General features: G+C 41.0%; 32 protein-coding genes and 1 pseudogene. 31 read left to right on the top strand and 2 right to left on the bottom strand.

Annotated features, from left to right (window positions below; genetic code table 11):
- Positions 1 to 20: 20 nt before the first annotated feature.
- The 22 genes from G593_RS0111285 (at position 21) to G593_RS19055 (ending at position 14,203) form a co-directional block, all read left to right on the top strand.
- Positions 21 to 254, top strand: coding sequence for a hypothetical protein (locus G593_RS0111285; RefSeq protein WP_049946482.1), 234 nt, complete (start codon positions 21 to 23; stop codon positions 252 to 254).
- Positions 244 to 666 (top strand): sigma factor-like helix-turn-helix DNA-binding protein, encoded by a 423-nt coding sequence (locus G593_RS0111280; RefSeq protein ID WP_029731737.1) that lies wholly within the window; start codon positions 244 to 246, stop codon positions 664 to 666. The genes G593_RS0111285 and G593_RS0111280 overlap by 11 nt, the downstream gene beginning before the upstream one ends.
- Positions 667 to 901: 235 nt before the next feature.
- Positions 902 to 1,246: an HNH endonuclease gene (locus G593_RS0111270; protein ID WP_021840569.1), complete on the top strand. Its 345-nt coding sequence runs from the start codon at positions 902 to 904 to the stop codon at positions 1,244 to 1,246.
- A 111-nt stretch (positions 1,247 to 1,357) separates the two neighbouring features.
- Entirely contained in the window at positions 1,358 to 2,605 is a 1,248-nt protein-coding gene (locus G593_RS0111265) for a phage portal protein (protein ID WP_029731735.1), read from the top strand.
- A gap of 3 nt (positions 2,606 to 2,608) precedes the next feature.
- Positions 2,609 to 3,649: a VG15 protein gene (locus G593_RS20835; RefSeq protein ID WP_049946481.1), complete on the top strand. Its 1,041-nt coding sequence runs from the start codon at positions 2,609 to 2,611 to the stop codon at positions 3,647 to 3,649.
- A complete protein-coding gene (locus G593_RS0111255) occupies positions 3,642 to 3,920 on the top strand; it encodes a hypothetical protein (RefSeq protein ID WP_021840572.1) in 279 nt (92 codons plus the stop codon). The genes G593_RS20835 and G593_RS0111255 overlap by 8 nt, the downstream gene beginning before the upstream one ends.
- Positions 3,921 to 3,947: 27 nt before the next feature.
- On the top strand, positions 3,948 to 4,151 hold the full coding sequence (locus tag G593_RS0111250; RefSeq protein ID WP_029731733.1) for a hypothetical protein: 204 nt from the start codon (positions 3,948 to 3,950) through the stop codon (positions 4,149 to 4,151).
- A gap of 43 nt (positions 4,152 to 4,194) precedes the next feature.
- Positions 4,195 to 5,589 carry a terminase large subunit gene (locus tag G593_RS0111245; protein WP_029731731.1) on the top strand — a complete coding sequence of 465 codons (1,395 nt, stop codon included), beginning with the start codon at positions 4,195 to 4,197 and terminating at the stop codon, positions 5,587 to 5,589.
- Between the two features lie 67 nt (positions 5,590 to 5,656).
- Positions 5,657 to 6,142, top strand: a complete 486-nt coding sequence (locus G593_RS0111240) for a DUF4355 domain-containing protein (RefSeq protein WP_021840575.1) — start codon at positions 5,657 to 5,659, stop codon at positions 6,140 to 6,142.
- Positions 6,143 to 6,148: 6 nt separating this feature from the next.
- Positions 6,149 to 7,027, top strand: a complete 879-nt coding sequence (locus G593_RS0111235; RefSeq protein ID WP_021840576.1) for a hypothetical protein — start codon at positions 6,149 to 6,151, stop codon at positions 7,025 to 7,027.
- A gap of 1 nt (position 7,028) precedes the next feature.
- Positions 7,029 to 7,208: a hypothetical protein gene (locus tag G593_RS0111230; RefSeq protein ID WP_029731730.1), complete on the top strand. Its 180-nt coding sequence runs from the start codon at positions 7,029 to 7,031 to the stop codon at positions 7,206 to 7,208.
- Positions 7,208 to 7,630, top strand: a complete 423-nt coding sequence (locus G593_RS0111225; protein WP_021840578.1) for a phage Gp19/Gp15/Gp42 family protein — start codon at positions 7,208 to 7,210, stop codon at positions 7,628 to 7,630. Before G593_RS0111230 ends, G593_RS0111225 begins: the two co-directional genes overlap by 1 nt.
- Positions 7,590 to 7,931 (top strand): hypothetical protein, encoded by a 342-nt coding sequence (locus G593_RS0111220; RefSeq protein ID WP_021840579.1) that lies wholly within the window; start codon positions 7,590 to 7,592, stop codon positions 7,929 to 7,931. The genes G593_RS0111225 and G593_RS0111220 overlap by 41 nt, the downstream gene beginning before the upstream one ends.
- On the top strand, positions 7,924 to 8,145 hold the full coding sequence (locus G593_RS0111215) for a hypothetical protein (protein WP_021840580.1): 222 nt from the start codon (positions 7,924 to 7,926) through the stop codon (positions 8,143 to 8,145). Before G593_RS0111220 ends, G593_RS0111215 begins: the two co-directional genes overlap by 8 nt.
- Positions 8,126 to 8,461: a hypothetical protein gene (locus tag G593_RS0111210; RefSeq protein ID WP_021840581.1), complete on the top strand. Its 336-nt coding sequence runs from the start codon at positions 8,126 to 8,128 to the stop codon at positions 8,459 to 8,461. The genes G593_RS0111215 and G593_RS0111210 overlap by 20 nt, the downstream gene beginning before the upstream one ends.
- A gap of 10 nt (positions 8,462 to 8,471) precedes the next feature.
- A complete protein-coding gene (locus G593_RS0111205; protein WP_029731729.1) occupies positions 8,472 to 9,023 on the top strand; it encodes a phage tail tube protein in 552 nt (183 codons plus the stop codon).
- A gap of 1 nt (position 9,024) precedes the next feature.
- The gene (locus G593_RS0111200; RefSeq protein WP_021840583.1) at positions 9,025 to 9,315 is read left to right on the top strand and encodes a hypothetical protein; all 291 of its coding nucleotides are present in this window, start codon (positions 9,025 to 9,027) and stop codon (positions 9,313 to 9,315) included.
- Between the two features lie 143 nt (positions 9,316 to 9,458).
- On the top strand, positions 9,459 to 9,698 hold the full coding sequence (locus G593_RS0111195) for a DUF5361 domain-containing protein (protein WP_226851377.1): 240 nt from the start codon (positions 9,459 to 9,461) through the stop codon (positions 9,696 to 9,698).
- Positions 9,698 to 11,575: a phage tail protein gene (locus G593_RS0111190; protein WP_029731725.1), complete on the top strand. Its 1,878-nt coding sequence runs from the start codon at positions 9,698 to 9,700 to the stop codon at positions 11,573 to 11,575. The genes G593_RS0111195 and G593_RS0111190 overlap by 1 nt, the downstream gene beginning before the upstream one ends.
- Entirely contained in the window at positions 11,572 to 12,465 is an 894-nt protein-coding gene (locus G593_RS0111185; RefSeq protein WP_029731724.1) for a hypothetical protein, read from the top strand. Before G593_RS0111190 ends, G593_RS0111185 begins: the two co-directional genes overlap by 4 nt.
- On the top strand, positions 12,402 to 13,409 hold the full coding sequence (locus G593_RS0111180; protein ID WP_021840586.1) for a Gp37-like protein: 1,008 nt from the start codon (positions 12,402 to 12,404) through the stop codon (positions 13,407 to 13,409). The genes G593_RS0111185 and G593_RS0111180 overlap by 64 nt, the downstream gene beginning before the upstream one ends.
- Positions 13,409 to 14,203: a hypothetical protein gene (locus tag G593_RS19055; RefSeq protein ID WP_049946480.1), complete on the top strand. Its 795-nt coding sequence runs from the start codon at positions 13,409 to 13,411 to the stop codon at positions 14,201 to 14,203. The genes G593_RS0111180 and G593_RS19055 overlap by 1 nt, the downstream gene beginning before the upstream one ends.
- A gap of 1 nt (position 14,204) precedes the next feature.
- Here G593_RS19055 and G593_RS21765 read toward each other — a convergent pair whose 3' ends face one another.
- Positions 14,205 to 14,504: a hypothetical protein gene (locus G593_RS21765; protein WP_442852373.1), complete on the bottom strand. Its 300-nt coding sequence runs from the start codon at positions 14,502 to 14,504 to the stop codon at positions 14,205 to 14,207.
- Between the two features lie 114 nt (positions 14,505 to 14,618).
- On the opposite strand from G593_RS21765, the gene G593_RS0111160 reads away from it, so the two are divergent.
- Entirely contained in the window at positions 14,619 to 15,608 is a 990-nt protein-coding gene (locus tag G593_RS0111160; RefSeq protein WP_029731719.1) for a tyrosine-type recombinase/integrase, read from the top strand.
- A 478-nt stretch (positions 15,609 to 16,086) separates the two neighbouring features.
- Here the strand turns inward: G593_RS0111160 and G593_RS0111155 are convergent, their stop codons facing one another.
- Positions 16,087 to 16,359: a hypothetical protein gene (locus tag G593_RS0111155; RefSeq protein WP_005332047.1), complete on the bottom strand. Its 273-nt coding sequence runs from the start codon at positions 16,357 to 16,359 to the stop codon at positions 16,087 to 16,089.
- Positions 16,360 to 16,467: 108 nt separating this feature from the next.
- On the opposite strand from G593_RS0111155, the gene G593_RS0111150 reads away from it, so the two are divergent.
- The 8 genes and pseudogenes from G593_RS0111150 to G593_RS21760 form a co-directional block, all read left to right on the top strand.
- Complete coding sequence (locus tag G593_RS0111150) at positions 16,468 to 16,839, top strand: hypothetical protein (RefSeq protein ID WP_029731717.1); 372 nt, start codon at positions 16,468 to 16,470, stop codon at positions 16,837 to 16,839.
- 56 nt (positions 16,840 to 16,895) lie between these two features.
- Positions 16,896 to 17,036 carry a CD1375 family protein gene (locus G593_RS19050; RefSeq protein WP_233420457.1) on the top strand — a complete coding sequence of 47 codons (141 nt, stop codon included), beginning with the start codon at positions 16,896 to 16,898 and terminating at the stop codon, positions 17,034 to 17,036.
- Between the two features lie 13 nt (positions 17,037 to 17,049).
- Positions 17,050 to 17,940 (top strand): Ig-like domain-containing protein, encoded by an 891-nt coding sequence (locus tag G593_RS0111140; protein ID WP_029731716.1) that lies wholly within the window; start codon positions 17,050 to 17,052, stop codon positions 17,938 to 17,940.
- A gap of 11 nt (positions 17,941 to 17,951) precedes the next feature.
- Positions 17,952 to 18,278, top strand: a complete 327-nt coding sequence (locus G593_RS0111135; protein ID WP_029731715.1) for a PF13754 domain-containing protein — start codon at positions 17,952 to 17,954, stop codon at positions 18,276 to 18,278.
- A gap of 258 nt (positions 18,279 to 18,536) precedes the next feature.
- On the top strand, positions 18,537 to 18,695 hold the full coding sequence (locus G593_RS20520; RefSeq protein ID WP_005331384.1) for a hypothetical protein: 159 nt from the start codon (positions 18,537 to 18,539) through the stop codon (positions 18,693 to 18,695).
- Positions 18,696 to 18,772: 77 nt separating this feature from the next.
- Entirely contained in the window at positions 18,773 to 19,051 is a 279-nt protein-coding gene (locus tag G593_RS0111125) for a hypothetical protein (RefSeq protein WP_005342157.1), read from the top strand.
- 2 nt (positions 19,052 to 19,053) lie between these two features.
- The gene (locus tag G593_RS0111120; RefSeq protein ID WP_029731714.1) at positions 19,054 to 19,317 is read left to right on the top strand and encodes a phage holin family protein; all 264 of its coding nucleotides are present in this window, start codon (positions 19,054 to 19,056) and stop codon (positions 19,315 to 19,317) included.
- A gap of 39 nt (positions 19,318 to 19,356) precedes the next feature.
- A pseudogene (locus G593_RS21760) lies at positions 19,357 to 19,472 on the top strand (hypothetical protein); the annotation flags it as partial.

The raw sequence follows: 19,472 nt of genomic DNA, 5'->3' as shown, positions 1-19,472 counted from the left end.
AGCGGAGGAGGTGAAAGCCGTTGGCGTACATGGAAAGTTATGACCAGCTGACATTTGCAATCGTGAAGTTAGCTGTAGAAGATTATCGCAGTGCATTAAAACGATTGAAAAGACATTCGAATGACCAGCAGGCATTATGGAGTAAAGCTGATTGCGAACGATTCTTCCGGAATGATATTGGAACATATTGTAATCTGGACGGAGAAAAGATTATGAGAGCTGTTCAGGAACAGGTGGGATATAATGATGGATAGAAAGCAGTTGAAAAAATATAAATCCAACAAAAGAAGAATAGCCGGGATCAAGAAAACAATCGACAAATTAGTGGAGCAGTTGGATAATGTTCCGGTAGTACCTGGAAAGGTTACGAAGTCTGGTGATGAATTTCCTTACATTGAGCAGCATGTGAAAGTAGTAATGGAAGAGCCAAAAGAAGCAACCAGGTTAAAAGAGCGCATCAGAGAGAAGCGGGAAGATCTTGGTAGATTGGAGCAGGAGAATGAAGAAGTGGAGAAGTACATAGAGCAGTTACCTGTCGGCATGAAGAAAGAGATATTTGAAATGGTGTATCTGGACGGAATGACACAGAAAGAAGCTGGCGAGAGTTTAGGATATACCCAATCAATGGTATCCAAGGTAATAAATGCAGACATGAAAGATTCATAACATTCATATTTTAGATGTGTTATTGTTATAATGAACTTAGTGGAAAAACAGATTTCATTATGGTTTCACAATCCCCTTACAAGGTGTATACAGTCCTAGAAGGAACGGCTTGGCAACAGGCTGTTCTTTTGTTGTGCAGGATAAAAAAGAAGTAGTAGATGTTTATAATAAAGAGAAGACGATGATGGCAGCAGTCAATTGATTGCTGCCATTTGTATGCAAGGAGAAAGTAGAATTGAAGAGAAATAGACCAGATAAAGATGGCACCCACCGCGGAGCCTTTGAAAAGAATAAGAAAAAGATTTATGCAACCCAGACTGTGTGTGGAATATGTGGCAAGCCTGTGGACTTCTCGCTCAAGTATCCGCATCCGTTGTCACCATGTATAGATCATATTATTCCGATTGCGAAAGGCGGACACCCATCTGACCTAGATAATATGCAGCTTGCACATTGGACCTGTAACAGACAGAAGAGCGACAAGCTGATAGACAGTAGAGGCGGAGGAAAACAAGAAGAATCAATTGGAAACAGGGTACTTCCTCATACATTTGATTGGAGTAATTATAGACCTAAATAATCTTGACGGATAGGGGGCATACCTCCCCCACCGCGGGTGCGCGCGGACTTCACACCGTCACTGCGAAAAAAAACACACGCTGAGAGAAAATGGCGTGGAAAGGAGCAATAAATGGCAGATTACAGGGGCATAGATTACCTAAGGAAAAAGCTGAATCGAAAGAGAAGCCGAGTATTAAGACGGTATAAATTCTATGAAATGAAAAATATAGCACGGGACATGGGAATTGCCACACCACCTAGCCTGCAATGGTTACAAGCAGTACTTGGATGGAATGCAAAGGCCGTAGATTCGATTGCGGACAGGCTAGTGTTCCGTGGGTTTCGCGATGACAATTTTGACATGACAGGGATATTTCGAATGAATAATCCGGATATATTATATGATTCCGCGGTACTGTCGGCATTGATTTCTTCCTGTTGTTTCATCTACATCTCAAAAGGTGAAGATGACTTCCCGAGATTACAGGTAATTGATGGAGCAAATGCGACTGGAATTATCAATCCAATTACAAATCTGCTCACGGAAGGCTATGCAGTACTGGAACGCGATGACAATGGAAAAGTGACCGTAGAGGCTTATTTTGTAGAAGGGTGGACAGTAATCTACAGAAACGGAGTACTTGTTCAGATTTTTGATGATAACGCACCAGCACCGCTACTGGTGCCAATCATATTCCGACCGGATGCAAAGAGAGCATTTGGTCATTCTAGAATCAGCCGGGCATGTATGTCAATTACAGAATCAGCAATGAGAACTTTGAAGCGATCTGAGATAACTGCAGAGTTTTATTCATTTCCGCAAAAATATGTAGTTGGTCTGGATCCGGACGCAGAACAGATGGATAAGTGGAAAGCTACTGTATCGAGCTTATTGCAATTTGATAAAGACGAGGAGGGAGATTCGCCGACTTTAGGACAATTCCAGCAGCAGTCTATGGCACCACATTTAGATCAACTTAAAATGTTCGCCGCGTTGTTTGCCGGAGAGACCGGATTGACCCTTGATGACTTAGGATTTGCAACGGAGAATCCGGCTAGCCAGGAAGCAATCAAGGCATCACACGAGAATCTGAGACTGACAGCAAGAAAAGCACAGCGAGCGTTTGGCAGTGGATTCCTGAATGCTGGCTATCTAGCTGTATGTCTACGTGATGATTATCAATATTACCGTAATCAGGTATATATGACGACGCCAATCTGGGAACCAGTGTTTGAACCAGATGCAGCAATGCTGTCCAATATTGGAGATGGAGCAATTAAGATTAACCAGGCAGTGCCAGGATATTTCAATGCAGATAACTTAAGAGATTTAACTGGAATTAACATGAGCAATCTGCCAGTAACTCCGGAGGTGTAGCCTATGGAGGACATCACACCAGGACTTTTGGAGAAGATACAGAAACAATTCTATCATGATATTGAAAAGAGCAGCATCATTAAAAACTTCAAAAAACAGGCACAGAGAGGTAAGACTTCATACAGCCAAGCAAACGAGGTGGCACAAGAGATTGGGAAAATCTTAGCGCAATCATATTCGGACAACTTATCATCTGATATATTGCCAGATGGAAAGATGTATTATAACATTGCTTCCAGAGTATTGGATCCGACGTTGAGGGAAGCTTATGAGATGGCGGCAGATAATGCAGCTATTGTACAGCAGATCATGAACGAAGCAGCAGGCATTGGAATTAAAACAATAAGAGCACAAATCCAACAGGATAATATAAATGGTATTGTAAATCGGATTTCAAGTGAGGAATATTTTGATGATGTGAAATGGATTCTCGATGCACCTGTACGGAATTTGGTTCAGAAAGCAATGGACGATACTGTTCAAAAAAATGCAGATTTTCATGCAAAAGCTGGATTGAGACCAAGGATCATACGGAGATCCTCCGGACATTGTTGCGAATGGTGTAATCAGGTAGCTGGAACATATGTATATCCAGATGTTCCTAAAGATGTGTTTCGGAGACATGATAATTGTGATTGCATTGTTGAGTATTATCCGGGAGACGGTAAAAAGCAAAATGTATGGACAAAAGAATGGAAATACGAAAAAGAATCTGATAAAATAGAGAAAAGAAAAGCAAGAGAAAAAAATGAATTAGCAATCAGGATAGCTGAACACCCAAAGATGTTTCAGGCATATACACCGGAAGGATTGAAAAAAGCATTGGAGAAAGCCGGATATGAAGTTAAACCATTAGGAAGAGGGAGCTTAAAAGGCATACCATTTGAAGAAGGCGGTGGATTTCGAGTCTCTTATGATGGGGACGGATATTTACAATATCATCCTGAAACCAATAGCCATCATGGAGAAGCCTATTATAAAACATCAAGTGGAAGAACAGGGACAAAGCGCTATAATCTGAATGGAGATGAGATAAATGACTAAGACGAGAGAAAGCGTTGAATATATTGAAAACAGATTGAGAAAAATATATGAAGAACGTAAAATCAATAATGAAGATTGGTTTATTTTACCGAATCAAGTAGCCATACATATTGATATTATAGAAAAAAAACGTCTCGTAATTGAATTCGCAGATAATGAGGAAAAAGCCAAAACACACATGGCTGATGATGGACAATCATATTATCTCGATGATTATACACTTGAAGAGATGTTCAATGAAATGATAAAAGAAATTGAAAATGAAATATGATTACCCGAGCAAAAAGAGGTGAAAAACATGACATATGATGAAGTAAAAAGATTTTTGCACAAAAAAATTATTGTGACAGATATAGACGGAAATCGTATAAAAGGGATATTCACCAATACAGTGTCAGAATACGACACATCGTCTGGAAGAGAAGAAATAGAACTAGATGCCGGGAAAGTATTTTATGGAATTCCGCTAGATGAAATAAAAGATATAATAGAGATTAAATAAGCTGCCAGATTGTTCTGACGGCTTATATTTTTGAGGAGGCTACATGGGAGAAGTAAGGAAGGGGCGGCAGACCCCGACGCAATCTGTCGTGCTGCCTTATTCTTCAACATATGGAGCTGAAGCAATAGACATTTACAATTCGACAGGAAGAACTGCACAGGAGTGGCAGGAGCTTCTACTGTCAGACATTTTGGCCGTAAACGAAGAGGGGTTATGGGTACATACCAAATTCGGGTATTCAGTCCCAAGGCGTAATGGAAAGAATGAAATTGTTGCAATAAGGGAGATGTATGGGCTAAAGAAAGGCGAAAGAATCCTACATACAGCACATAGAACAACAACTACACATAGCGCATGGGAACGACTTTCGAATTTGCTAAAGAAAGCAAATATCGAGGTCGTTTCTTCATATAAGGCATTTGGAAAAGAACATTTGGAAGTTGCTGGAGGTGGAATTATCGAATTTCGAACCAGAACATCAAAAGGTGGTCTGGGAGAGGGATTTGATTTACTGATTATTGATGAGGCACAAGAGTACCAAGATGATCAGGAGAGCGCGTTAAAATATGTCGTTACAGATAGTAAGAATCCTCAGACAATATTTTGCGGAACACCACCAACTCCTGTAAGCTCCGGAACGGTTTTTACAAAATTCCGTAAGGCAACCTTGGAAGGACAAACGGTTAACTCTGGGTGGGCAGAATGGTCCGTGCCGGAGCAGACAGATATAAGAGATATAGACGCCTGGTATGAGACAAATCCATCTCTTGGAACAGTATTCACGGAAAGATCTGTAACTGATGAGATTGGTTCAGATCCGATCGATTTCAATATCCAGCGATTAGGATTATGGATTCGCTATAATCAGAAATCAGCTATCAGCGCAACAGAATGGAATGAATTAAAAACTGATATCCCGCCGGAGCTTACAGGAGATCTTTTTGTAGGAATCAAATACAGCAAAGATGGGAATGCGGCAATGGGAGTTGCGTCTAAAACGAAAGATGGAAAGATATTTTTAGAGTGCATCGATTGTCGTGAAGTACGTGCAGGTGATACATGGATACTAGCATATTTGAAAAACTGGAAAGCGAGAAAGGTGATTATAGATGGAGCATCAGGACAGCAGTTAATGGAAAATGAAATGAAAGATTGTGGTTTAAAAAATTCACACCTTCCGACAGTGAAGGAAATCATTGCCGCGAATGCCTCGTTTGAACAAGGGCTATATCAAAAAAATATTATCCATTCCGGGCAGCCATCATTAGTACAGGTAGTAAGCAACTGTGAAAAAAGAACAATAGGAACTAATGGTGGATTTGGCTACAAGGCAATGAAAGAAGAGATGGAGATTGCGTTGCTTGACAGTATCATACTTGCATACTGGGCGTGCAGTGAAACGAAAACGAAGAAAAGAAAACAAAGAGTTAGTTGTTAAGAGACACCTTAGGGTGCCTTTTTACATATTACGCAACCCAGCGGTTAATGGAGAAAGGAGTAACAAAATGGCAGAATTTACACCAATTACAACACAGGAGCAGCTTGATAAAGTAATCGGAGAGCGCATTGCGGGAGTGAAAGCAAAATATGAAGGCTTTGATGGTTACAAGAAAAAAGCAGAAGATTATGATGCTCTAAAAGCAAAATCTGATGGTTTTGAACAGCAGATTGCAGCGTTGAACAAGGAAATCAACGGTGATGGAGAAAAGAACCTCGGATACAAGAAACAGCTTGAAGAGGCACAGGGCAAGATCAAGGGATACGAGACCAGTTCTCTCAAGATGAGAATTGCGCATGAAAATGGAATCCCATATGAACTTGCAGGTAGATTAAGTGGATCTGATGAAGAGGAAATCAAGAAAGATGCTGAGACAATGGCAAAATTCTTGAGAAAAAAAGATGTTCCTCCACTTGCAGGAGGAGATCCACAAAAAATTGATGACAAAAAGACAGCAATGAAAGGCATGCTGGCTAGTTTGAAAGGAGAATAAAAAAATATGGCAACATCAAAAGGAACAATGTTTGACCCTACGCTGGTCAAAGATCTTATTACAAAAGTAAAAGGAAAGTCAGCACTGGCTGCATTATGTGGTCAGACACCGATCCCATTCAATGGATTGAAAGAAATGACTTTTTCTATGGACAATGAAATTGATATTGTCGCAGAGAATGGAAAGAAAACCGAAGGCGGTATTGCTATCGCACCAGTTAAAATTGTACCGGTTAAGTTTGAATATGGTGCAAGAATCTCTGATGAATTTATGATTGCTACAGAAGAAGAGCAGTTGGATATTTTAACAGCGTTTAATGATGGATTTGCGAAGAAAGTAGCGAAAGGACTTGACCTTGCAGCTATGCATGGTATTAACCCAAGAACGGGAACAGCATCTGCTGTAATTGGAGACAATCATTTTGATGCGAAAGTTACGCAAACTGTAGATTATGCGTCAGCAACACCGGATGCAAATCTGGAAGATGCGATTGCGGTAGTAGATGGTTCTGAAGGAGATGTAACAGGACTCGCGCTTTCGAAGACGTTCGGATCAGCGATGGCAAAAGTCAAAGCGAATGGAATCAAGCAGTATCCGGAATTTGCATTTGGAGCATCACCTGCAACATTTAATGGAACCCCGACAAGCGTCAACAAAACTGTATCTAGCGGAACAACGAAAGACCACGGTATTATTGGAGACTTTCAGGGAGCGGTTAAATGGGGATATTCAAAGGAAATTCCTATGGAAATTATTCAGTATGGTGATCCGGACAACTCAGGAAAAGACTTAAAAGGATATGGTCAGATCTATATACGTGCAGAAGTATATCTGGGATGGGGAATCTTGGTGCCAGAATGGTTTGCAAGAATTAAGGAGGCATAGTATGAAGTATAAAAATACAAAAACGGGCGCAATTATTGAGACAAGTACAAAGGTTTCCGGCGAAAACTGGAAACCTTTTACCGGCAAAGAATCCGAGGAGAAAAGAACGCCATCCAAAAAGCAGAAGGCTAACAAAGCGGAAGGCGATTCCGAAGACGATGCACAAGAGGGCACAGAATAATGGATCCATTCGCTACACTAGAAGATATATCTATCCTGTGGCGTGAACTTAAGGAATCCGAGTACAGCAAGGCGGAGAAGCTTCTGACAGTTGTCTCGGATTCTCTAAGATATGAAGCCAACAAGGTTGGAAAAGATTTGGATAATATGGTTGAACAGAATGAGGCGTTGCGGAATGTTGCGAAATCTGTGACTGTTGACGTGGTAGCGCGTACACTTATGACATCGACAGACACAGAGCCAATGACACAGATGTCTCAATCAGCGCTGGGCTATTCAGTGACAGGAACATATCTGATTCCTGGAGGAGGTTTATTCATTAAGAAATCCGAGTTATCCAGACTAGGTCTTAGAAGACAGAGAGTTGGGGTGATGGATATTTATGGCATCGATGATCAAGGGAATTCCAGTAATACTGTATGAGAAGACAGTAATTGGAAAAGATGAATTTGAGCACCCGTTATACCGAGAGATACCAGTGACAATTGAGAATGTGCTTGTAGCTCCGGCATCGACCACGGAGATTCTGGATACATTAAATCTGACCGGAAAGAAAGCGGTATACAATATTGCAATTCCGAAAGGAGACAATCACACTTGGCAGGATTGCCGGGTGGATTTCTTCGGAATGTCTTGGCAAGTGATTGGGTTCCCACAACAAGGCATTGAAGAGAATATCCCGTTAGAATGGAATCAAAAATGGCAGGTGGCATTATATGGGTAAGACGAAGATTGTTTTGAACCGTGCTGGTGTTAGAGAGTTAATGCAGTCACCGGAAATGCAGGCAATCCTTGTGGAACATGCGAATAAGATAGCCAGTGCATCAGATACAGAAGCATATGTAGCACAGACAAGAGCAGTTGTAAAGGTATGTGGAGATGATGGTAATAACGGAGTATTGAAGGCGGTTGGAAAACATGGTGGAAAAAATCGTTAAGGATTATCTGCAGTCCAGTCTAGGGATACCGGTTAGATTGGAAGAAGAGGATAATCTCGGAAATGAATATGTATTGATTGAAAAGACTGGATCTGGAGGAGAAGACCATATCAAACGGGCAACTCTGGCTATCCAGTCTTATTCTACGTCCCTGTACGGGGCGGCATCGCTCAACGAGCGGGTAAAAGCAGCAATGGGAAAAATAATCGAATTGGACGATATCAGCAGATGTGAGCTTAATACAGATTACAACTATACCGATACTGCCAGAAAAAAATATCGGTATCAGGCAGTATATGATATCGTCCATTATTAGGAGGGATAAGATGAACACAGAATATGTAAGTGCAGGAAAGCCCAAAATTGGTGGAGCAATCTATCGAGCACCATTAGGAACCGAACTTCCAACCGATGCAAAAACGGAACTGAATGCAGCGTTTAAGGAACTGGGGTACTGTTCAGAAGATGGAATCACGAATTCTAATAGCCCTGAGACGGATAACGTGAAGGCGTGGGGCGGCGACACCGTTCTAGATTTGCAAACAAGCAAAGAAGACAGTTTTAAATATAAGTTGCTCGAAATCACAAATATCGAAGTTTTAAAGGCTGTATATGGAGACGAAAATGTAACTGGAACATTAGAAGAAGGGATCACAGTAAAAGCTAATAATAGCGAGGCGGAAGCGTGCGCCTGGGTAATTGACATGATTTTGAAGAAAGCGCTAAAACGAATTGTGATTCCATCGGCAGCAGTTACAGAGGTAGCAGATATTGTCTATAAAGACAGCGAAGCTATTGGATATGAGACAACACTCAAGGCTACACCAGATTCAAGCGGACAGACTCACTATGAGTATATCGTAAAGAAAGGGAAGTAAGATGAATACAGAAAAAAATGAAGTGGCAGCAATTACAGGAACAACAGAAAGCGGGTTTCGGTACACTTTACCGCCAGATGCTCTAGATGATTATGAATTATTGGAAAACCTGTGCGACATTGATAATGGAGATGTCTCTAAGATTACAGGGACTGCCAGACAACTCCTTGGAGATGCACAAATAGAAGCACTTAAGGACCACGTAAGAAAGGAAAATGGAAGAGTTCCAGCTTCAAAAATGATTGAAGAAATTATCCAAATATTCAAAGGATCTCAAGTAAAAAACTCTTAGCCCTCGCCCACATGATCAACGTAGATGAAGAGGCGTTGATTTGTGATTTTGCAGAAACATATCGCATTTATGACTATAAGTCCCTACCGCTACGAACGGTGGGGATTTTTGCGTGTGGGTTGAGGCCGGATTCAAGAATCGGAATGAGAATATCTGATTCAAAACTTACAACAGATCAAACATTGTTAGCACTGGTTGCTGATAATACGCGGGCAATCGCCTGGTTAAATAGCTCAGACGGTGCAAAAGGGATTAATCGTCCAAAATCATTGGTAGAGGCGCTGATAGGAGAAAAGAAAACTACAGAAAGCGTAATCGAAACGTTTGATACAGGACAAGATTTCGACGATGAGTGGAGACGACTGACAGGAGGTGAGAAGTAGTGGCTACAGAACTTGCAAAAGCATATGTGCAGATTATTCCGTCTGCACAGGGAATCAGTGGAAAAATTCAACAGGCAATAGACCCAGAGGCAGAACCGGCGGGGGCTTCATTTGGAAGTAAATTAGTCGGAAAGTTAAAAGGAATTATTGCTACTGCAGCAATTGGAAAAGCGCTAGGAACAGCAATCAGTGAGGGAGCAAATCTTGAGCAAAGCCTTGGTGGAATTGAGACACTATTTAAGGATAGTGCTGATAAGGTTAAGGCAAATGCTGCAAATGCTTACAGAACAGCTGGAATGAGTGCTAATGATTACATGGAATTAACCACAAGCTTCTCAGCAAGCCTCCTGTCCAGCCTTAGTAATGATACATCTAAAGCGGCTGACGTAGCCGATATGGCAATGACTGACATGTCTGATAATGCCAATAAAATGGGAACCAACATGGAAGATATCAAGAATGCCTATCAAGGTTTTGCAAAACAAAATTATACCATGTTGGACAACTTGAAATTAGGCTATGGTGGTACTAAGACAGAGATGGAGCGCCTGCTTGCTGATGCTCAAAAAATTACGGGTGTAAAGTACGACATCAACAATTTGTCGGATGTATATTCGGCTATTCATGTAATTCAAGGGCAGTTGGATATTACCGGAACAACAGCTAAGGAAGCGGCAACAACCATATCCGGTTCTTTCGCCTCCATGAAGGCCACAGCGCAAAATGTTATGGGTCAAATTGCTCTTGGAATGGACATAAAACCAGCTTTGTCAGCACTGGCAGAGACGATGACAACTTTTCTTGTTGGGAATTTACTTCCTGCAGTATGGAATGTAATTTCTGCACTTCCGGGGGCGTTAGTAACATTTATACAGACTGCTACACCACAGTTGGCAACTGCATTAATGCAATTTGTGCCAGAGATTGCAACACAAGTCCAAACCACATTGCCACAGCTATACGAAATGGCAAACGGAATGCTGCTACAGATTACAACTGCAATCCAAGCAAATCTTCCAGGGCTATTACAACAAGGTGTTGAAATCGTAACTAATATTGTAAATGGAATATTGCAGAATATTCCTCAATTAATTTCGATGGCAGCAACACTGATGGCTAATTTTGAAAATGCGATATGGTCGGCATTACCACTTGTATTAGCAGCAGGAGGAAAACTAATCCTCAATCTAGTTAATGGAATTATTAATAATCTTCCACAGATTGCAACAGCTGCAGCTCAAGCAGTGGCAAAAATGACGGCAACAATCGGACAGAATCTACCGCAGGTTCTGCAGTCTGGTATTGAGATTATTGGAAAGTTGGCGGCTGGATTAATTCGAGCAATCCCGAGCCTTATAGCTCAGATTCCTCAAATTATTTCTGGAATTCGAAGCGCGTTTTCAAATGTTGATTGGGGGACTATTGGTCACAATATTATCCAGGGAATTGCGAATGGACTTAGAAATGCAGGACATATGTTGTGGGAAGCTGTCAAGGGAGTGCTTGGAAGCTTTAAGGATAATGTACTGTCGTTCTTCGGAATCCATTCTCCTTCTCGTTGGGGCATATATGTCGGAGAGATGATTGACACTGGTTTCGCAAAAGGAATTATAGGAGAGCTTCCTTCTATTTCTTCTGCGGTTTCTAAATTACAGGACATTGCTACAAGCCCATTTACAAATACAAATCTGAATTATGATTTACAGGGAACAGCAAACAGCTCCAGAACATTAGGAAACGAGACAACAAGTCGACTTGATACTTTAATTGCATTATTAAGAGCAATTATTGCGATTATAGATGGAAAACCAAGTGGAGATGTAAGCGAACGAGAGCTGATTCGAGCATTAAGAGATATGGGGGTTGTATTCGAATGATAGAAATCAAATATGTATGTTCTAATGGAAAAGAATACAATCTTGTGGGTGACCGGATGAGACCAACGTCCGGTTACTTCCACGATTATGAATGGAAACCAATGACTACAGATCAGGAAATTGGAGCAGATGTATACGGGTTTGAAAAAGAACCAAAAACATATCAAATCACATTAACATTCCGTGGACCACTGGAAGAACGCAAAGCCAAGATGGACGAGTTGACAAACTGCTTTGAGTATGACGTTGTAAATCTTACTCCAGGGCGCATATGGTTTGGAAACTATTATATTGATTGCTATATTAAGGATATGTCCAGCAAAGTGTCATCTACCCGGAACTGCTGGACAGACATGGAACTCGGTATCTACTGTCCATATCCTATGTGGGCAGAGGAAGAATCTAAGAGCTTCTATCCGGATAGCGCGGACAAGGGGGGAATTTATAACTTTTTAGATTATCCATATGATTATCAATACGACTATTCAAAACCATTATCCGGAACAGAGCATTGGTATGTAGATCATTACAGAAGTAGCAATTTTCAGATGACTATCTATGGCCCGTGTGCGAATCCAAGAATTACCATTGCCGGGCGGGTCTATCAAGTATACGATACGCTTGAAGCACATGAGTATATTGTTATTGATTCGCGTAAAAAAACAATCATAAAAAGACTTGCTAATGGTACAGAGCAGAACATTTTCTACAAGAAAGCAACCGGTAATTCTATATTTGCAGAAATTCCGGCAGGAGATATCTTAATAAGTTGGAGCGGAGAATTCGGTTTTGACATTGTGGTGTACAAAGAAAGGAGTGTACCGGAATGGATCTCATCAAAACAGATCAATACGGAAGGCAGATCGGCTATGTCCAGGGTGCAAATATAGATTTCGAAGTCGGAGCTGATGAAGCCGACAGTATTAATGATTTTGAGATTGAGCTTAAGCGTTGGAATTGGGATGGGTCTATTAGATATGGAACTAGAGTATTTTCACCGGATACTGAGTATGGCGGAATTGTCCGAGAAATCAGCACCGATACAAGCACCAATGTAATCCGTGCAAAAGGAGATACCTGGCGTGGAATGATGACCAAAAAGATTATACAGCCATTAAGTGGCCAAGATTACGCAACAGCATCTGGGGAACTTAATTCAATCATAAAATCCAAGATTGAAGCTGAGTACCCTGGACTCTTTTATGGCGTTACTGCAGATACGGGTGTTACAGTGAACAATTATCAATTTGACCGGTATTGTACCTTGCATGCTGGACTGGTTAAGATGTTGAAATCAGTAGGATATCGACTGGATATCAGATACCAAGAAGGTGATGTTGGTATGGCCGGATATGTGAAAGTGAGTGCTGTTCCAATCAACGATCTGTCATCAGAGTATGAGCTGACCAATGATAATAACATGAATTTCATAACTGACGATAACCGGCGCGGAATCAACCATCTGATTTGTCTTGGAAAAGGGGATTTAAAGGACAGGTTGGTTATACATCTATACGCTGATCAGAACGGTACAATTTCGCAGACTCAGCAATATTTTAAGGGAGCAGAGGAAATTGCGGCTATATATGATAGCAGCGGATCAGAAAGAGATGACCTGATTAAGAATGGAATTAAGGAACTGGAAAGCAAGAAGTCAAGTATGTCTTACAACATGACCATGACTAAGTTGGAAGGAAATATCGATCTAGGAGATATTGTTGGAGGAAAAGATTATCTGACCGGAATTAGCATGAAGAAACCGATTGGTCGAAAGATATGGACAATATCCTCCGGGAAAGAAAAAGTAGTGTATAAACTGGAAGGAGAGACATAATGGAAATAATTACAGGATATACAGGAAAGCCCCATGTAACATCAGAACAGGATAGAGATGTAAATATTGGAGTTGTGGGAGAAGGATCTTATGTACTGCAGACTGGAATGCAGTTGGCAGCAGAGGTATCTTCCAACAATGAAATTAAAATCAGAGACGGTGTGTTGATGCATCAAGGGTGCACAGCATCAATCAAGAAAAATACATATGACTCTCTTACTATCATCAATGGTAGTCAGGGAATGAAGCGTATTGACTTGATTGTTGCTAGATACGAAAAGAACCAAGACAATAGAACAGAAGGTCTTGACTTGAAAGTTATCCAGGGAACACCGGCGGAATCAAACCCGGTAGTTCCCGAATATACAGAGGGAGATATTCAGGCTGGTGATTATGTGGCAGACATGCCAATGTACCAAGTTATTATTGATGGACTTAATATTACAGAAGTCAAAAAAGTGTTTGAAGTCGCCCCAAGTATTGATGCTATGAAGAAAGAAATTGCTGAATTAAATAGCAATATGAAAGTAAAGTGCTTTCGTAAAACCGTACCATCAGAGACGAATATCCTCGTTGATTTCTCAAATGAAATCGCTGCTTTGATGACAAAAGGTAATAAAATTGTAGACTGCATCTGTGGAGCAACAGCTAATTCTAATAATGCCTTGGTCTACGGAAAAACCGCTATTCAAGCCACTTCGGATTGGACATATGTCTATGCTAGAGTCAATCAGAATTACTATGACGGACTTGGAGGCACTACGACCGTCACTTTGTTAGCTATTTACGAGTAAATCAAATCGGCAGGCACACCGCAGACCACTGACGGTTCCAGCTCATGCCAAAGGAACTATATAAGTTTTGCCTTGAAAAACTGTATGAGCTACCTTTTTTTAACCCAGAAAAACCGCTCTTTGCATTTAATGGGATGTATACATTGTTGTTTCCAGAGCATGCGCCAGTATGAACGAACATTTCTTGTAATATGCTTTGATCGTTTTTGATTTTAAACTCAAGGAATTCTCCATTCATGCCCCAACCTGCGCACGAAAAAGAAACGATTGCAATACAGTCAAACGGAGCTACGAATGATATAAAGTCACTATCAGAGGATTTAAAAACCTTTGGACTTTTGCTATTTTATTAAGCAACGAATTGTTGCGCCATATTAATTCCCTGCATGCTACGATAAGCAAAAAGGAGATTGATATGGAACAACGAATCATGGAAGTGTTAAGGAGAATGCAACCAGTCTTGGAGGACGAGGAACTCTGGGAGCTTAAGAATGTGCTGCACATGGTATTCGCTGGGTGCGACGTCGCACAAAAGACAGAGGTACAATGTGTGGATGATTCCTGGAGGATTGACCTGGAAGATTACTTAATGTCTAAGGCATTGGAGGGAAAGAGTACTGATACGGTTAATCGGTATCGATATGAGCTGACAAGATTGTTATCATACATCAATAAGGCAGTGGCAGACATAACAGACGGGGATATATCAAGTTACTTGAGAGCCTACAAGAATATCAGGGCAGTGAAAAATAGTACGCTAAAGGGAGTACGTGCAGTATACAGTAGCTTTTTCGTGTGGCTCAGAGACAGAGATCGGGTAAGGCGAAATCCGATGGTACTGGTGGAATCAATCAAGGTGGAGAAACGCGTCAAGCGTCCATTCACAGATACGGAACGTGAGCAGTTGCTTAGAAGCTGTGCAACTATCCGGGACAAGGCTATGATGGAATTTCTGTATTCGACAGCAGTCAGAGTGTCGGAGCTTGCCAGTCTTGATATTGATGATATCCGGTGGAGCACCAAGGATTTAATTGTATACGGAAAAGGCGGAAAAGAAAGGACGGTGTACCTAAATGAACGCACGAACATGTATCTGCAGGAATACCTGCAGAGCAGAACCGATAATAATCCGGCATTATTTGTAGGACTTAAGAGTCCACACAATCGGCTATCGAAGGCTGGAATAGAAGATATGATAAGACGTACCGGAGAACGTGCAAGAGTCGAAAAGGCTCATCCACACAGATTTCGAGGTACGTCCATTACTAATGCCATTAACAGAGGCATGCCGTTACAGGAAGCTTCTATCATGGCAGGACACGCTAAAACTGAGACGACAATGCTCTACTGCAGCGTTGATCAGGAGAGCGTGAAATATCACCACAAGAAATATTTAAGCGCATAGCTTTTTTACCACAATTCACACTCACTTCACACTCGGCAATGGTCGGGTGCTTTTGTTATGCGCTTTTATATATGTAACTTTATTAATGCAAGAAAGGAGGAGTACTTAATAAAATAGCAAAACAATACACATCATAGAAAATGATAATGAATATCAGATATGTAGCCTGTGTGACGGGAAAATAAAAATTGTATCTGGCAGTATTATCAAAGAAGTTCAAGGCACAGATTATACACGCTTATTTGACAAAGATAAGCTAAGAGAAATTTTTGGTAATTCATATTATTTAACCCGACTCAGCATAAATACATATAACGGTGATAACGAAGCTACGAATACACGCTTTTTAGGGGTAGAAAATTGGCAAGGGCACTTATATCAGTATTTTTCACAAAAGCTAAGCTGTAGTGTTCGTATTAATTACAGAATGGTTTACATATATCCATAAGCATTTTAGTCAGAAGCAGCGATAGGCAAACTATTTCCATGTTCCAAAGCAACGCCAAAAAATCGTTATTATTTCGCTTGCAGATTTGCTTGAAGAATATATCCATGCTTGAAATAACTTTGTTCCAAACCCATTTAATGGAATTGAAATCCAAGGAGCACATGATCCGGCTGCTGTTGCTATAACTGAAACCCAGGTTTTGGATTCCATTGGGAGGGGAACATTAACTTTTCCACCAGAATAATAATTCCAATTATCTGGAGTTTGCATATTTATATCCTCAAAACGTTTACTTCCCCACATTTCAAGTGTGCCATCAGCGTATTTGCGATAATATCCATTATCATTATGACCAGATTCAATTATGCTATTGCTATTTTATTAAGTATTCCTCCTGGAAAGGAGTAACAATTGAAGATTATTTTCAATGACGCAACGGAACTGGTTGTCCAGTCTGCAACAATTCGCGGAGACGGAGGACTACTAATCAAAACGATTTCTGATACAGAAGCGAATTTGAAAAACATGTTCCAGGATCAGACAAAAACCAAGAAGATGACCGTGACAGAACGGGAGTCCACATTGGGGGAGTATGAGAATTACACCAATATGGACGCTATCGTGAAGTATACGGCTGGAATTACCGGTGTGATTCTCTACAAAGTTGGCGAGACACCAGCAGAAAAAATGGAGGCTTTAGCATCAGAGAATGCTGGACTGAAAAAGACTGTTGATATGTTCCAGGAATGCATTCTTGAAATGTCAGAGTTGGTATATCAATAATGGTAACTCTATTAACAAACTTATTCATATTATTACAAAACAATGGAGGTAAAGAAATGATGGCAATGTTATGGGCACAGCAGATTATGTTAGGAAAGAAAACTTATAAGCAGGTACCGAGACTTTTAAAGGATAAGGTAAAAGAGATTCTGGAAGATTCTGGAATGGGTGAACTTGTTACAGAAGCGACAGAGTAGGAGGGCAACGTAGATGGCAGTAAAAACAGTACAATATATATTTAATGGTCAGACATATGATCTGACGTTTGATGCATCTACAGGAGAGTATAAAGCAACAGTCCCGGTGCCTAGCAAATCCAGTTACTCACAAGATGGTCATAAATATGGGGGCTCTGTAATAGCTACAGATGATGCCGGAAACTCAACTACAATAAATCAAAGTGATGCTACTTTCGGAGCAAATCTGTTACTTCGCGTCCTTGAAAAAGTCGCACCAACACTTGCTTTCACATACCCGACCGCTGGCGCGTATATTACAAACGCAACTCCAGCTATTAGGTTTAAGGTGACAGATGATGACTCTGGGGTTAATCCAGATACAATCGTTATCAAAGTTGATGGCGCAAAAGTTACAACTGCATTTACAAAAACAGCAGTCACCGGTGGTTACGAGTGTTCCTACACTCCAGGAACAGCATTGGCAGATGGCGCGCATACTATTTCAATTGAAGCATCTGATTTTGATGGAAACGCTGCAACAGCTAAGACAGTCACATTTACAATTGATACAATTCCACCGACACTTACTCTTACAAATCCAGCAGATGAACTTATCACAAATGATGCAGCTCTGGTTGTATCTGGTAAAACAGACGATGTTACATCTAAACCTGTCACAGTTACAGTAAACGGTGCATCCGTTGCAGTTAATTCTGATGGTTCATTCAGCAAGGAAATCACTCTTGTTAATGGTTCTAATACAATTACTGTTGTTGCAACGGATAAGGCTGGCAAGACTACAACTGTAACACGTAAGGTTACTCTTGATACTGGCGCACCGGTATTTGAGAAAGTTACTCTTACTCCTAACCCAGTTGATTGCGGTAAGACATTCGTTATCTCTGTTAAGGTGGTAGACTAAGGAGGTACCGTATGGTTACGAAAGTAATCGGTAAGGTCGATGGAAAAGAAGTTGTCTTTGAGCGTGCAGAGGGGGACTTGTGGAATACCACAGTCCCTCTTGATTTAGATGGAATGTATGTGGTTGAAGTCACAGCTTATGACGATGCGGAAAACGTAGCGTTTTGTACAAAGATACTGTTGATTGTGGAGCCAACTACGCTATGCGCGCAGCTTGTCGCGTTTGATTATTTTGCCGAAGTCGTTCCGGAAGAATATGATGCCATCATGCAAAATGATGATTTTCAAGTAGAGGCAGTGTATCCGTGTCATCATGGAAGGGGGTGTTGCTGTGAATAAGGTAAAATTCATTCTATGAGAAGATAAGCACGTAAAACTTCTGATCAGAAGTCCCAACGATGAACCATTCACGATATTAAGCGCCCATTACAGTCTTCTCAGGTACGGGGAAGCGGAAGCGAGCGGAGAGTGTGAGATAGATGGTCATTATCTTGACGTGAAAATCTCGCCACAGAACAAGGCGTGCTATGTGCTGGAAATCACATACGTGGTTGGTGATTCGACGAGAAAGGCAAGGATAGAAGTGGAGGTAATCTGATGCTTGAAATTACAAATGTGAAGTTAAGCAAGAACACGGTGAATACTGGAGAAAAATATGTTATTTCCGTGGATATTAATGAGATAATAGATTATCCTTACGACTATCCTTATGACTTTCCTGTATCGTGCACAAGAAAAGCAGAGCCTAAAAAGTAGGTGAACACATGGAAATTAGAGCAAGACCCTAGAGGTCTTTTTATTTTACGCAAAATTTAAGAATCGAGGTACATAGAGTGTATGTAGACGTAAACACAATCATTATGGCCGGAAGTCTTTTGACAGCCGTAGTGGTTATTTTTTCTGCTATTTTTGCGGTGTACAAGTGGTACTTAAAGCAGAATCAGCAGGACGTAGAAATTGAAAGAGTAAAGTCAGAACAATGCTTGCTGACTTATGGAATTCTCGCTTGCTTGAAAGGACTTAAGGAGCAGGGGTGTAATGGTCCAGTAACTGAGGCAATAGACAAGATTGAGAAGCATATAAATAAGCAAGCGCATGATCAGGAGGATTAGGTATGGATATCACAACATTAGGAACAGTAGTAGGAATCGTAGCAATCTGCTACGTGATTGGACTTGGCTGTAAGGCTTATGAGAAAATTCCGGACAAATGGATTCCGGTCATCATGGCTATATGTGGCGGAGCTCTGGGCATTGCCGGACTCTACACAATGCCGGATTTTCCGGCCGGAGATGTGATTAATGCAATTGCGGTCGGAATGGCGAGTGGATTGGCAGCGACCGGAGTAAATCAGTTGTATAAACAGCAGTGTAAGTAGAGGGCGAGTAATCGTCCTCTTATTGATAGGAGTGATATTATGGCAGTAAGAATTGGAAGTGCACGTATTAATGAGAAGGGCACCACCACCGGAGGAAAAGCCGGAGATCAGACCGGTGGAGAAGTGTCTATACAGAATTACTATCTGCACAGAAA

Source organism: Dorea sp. AGR2135 (assembly GCF_000420885.1).
Classification (GTDB): domain Bacteria; phylum Bacillota; class Clostridia; order Lachnospirales; family Lachnospiraceae; genus Dorea; species Dorea formicigenerans.
This window is presented reverse-complemented; position numbering and strand designations above follow the sequence as displayed.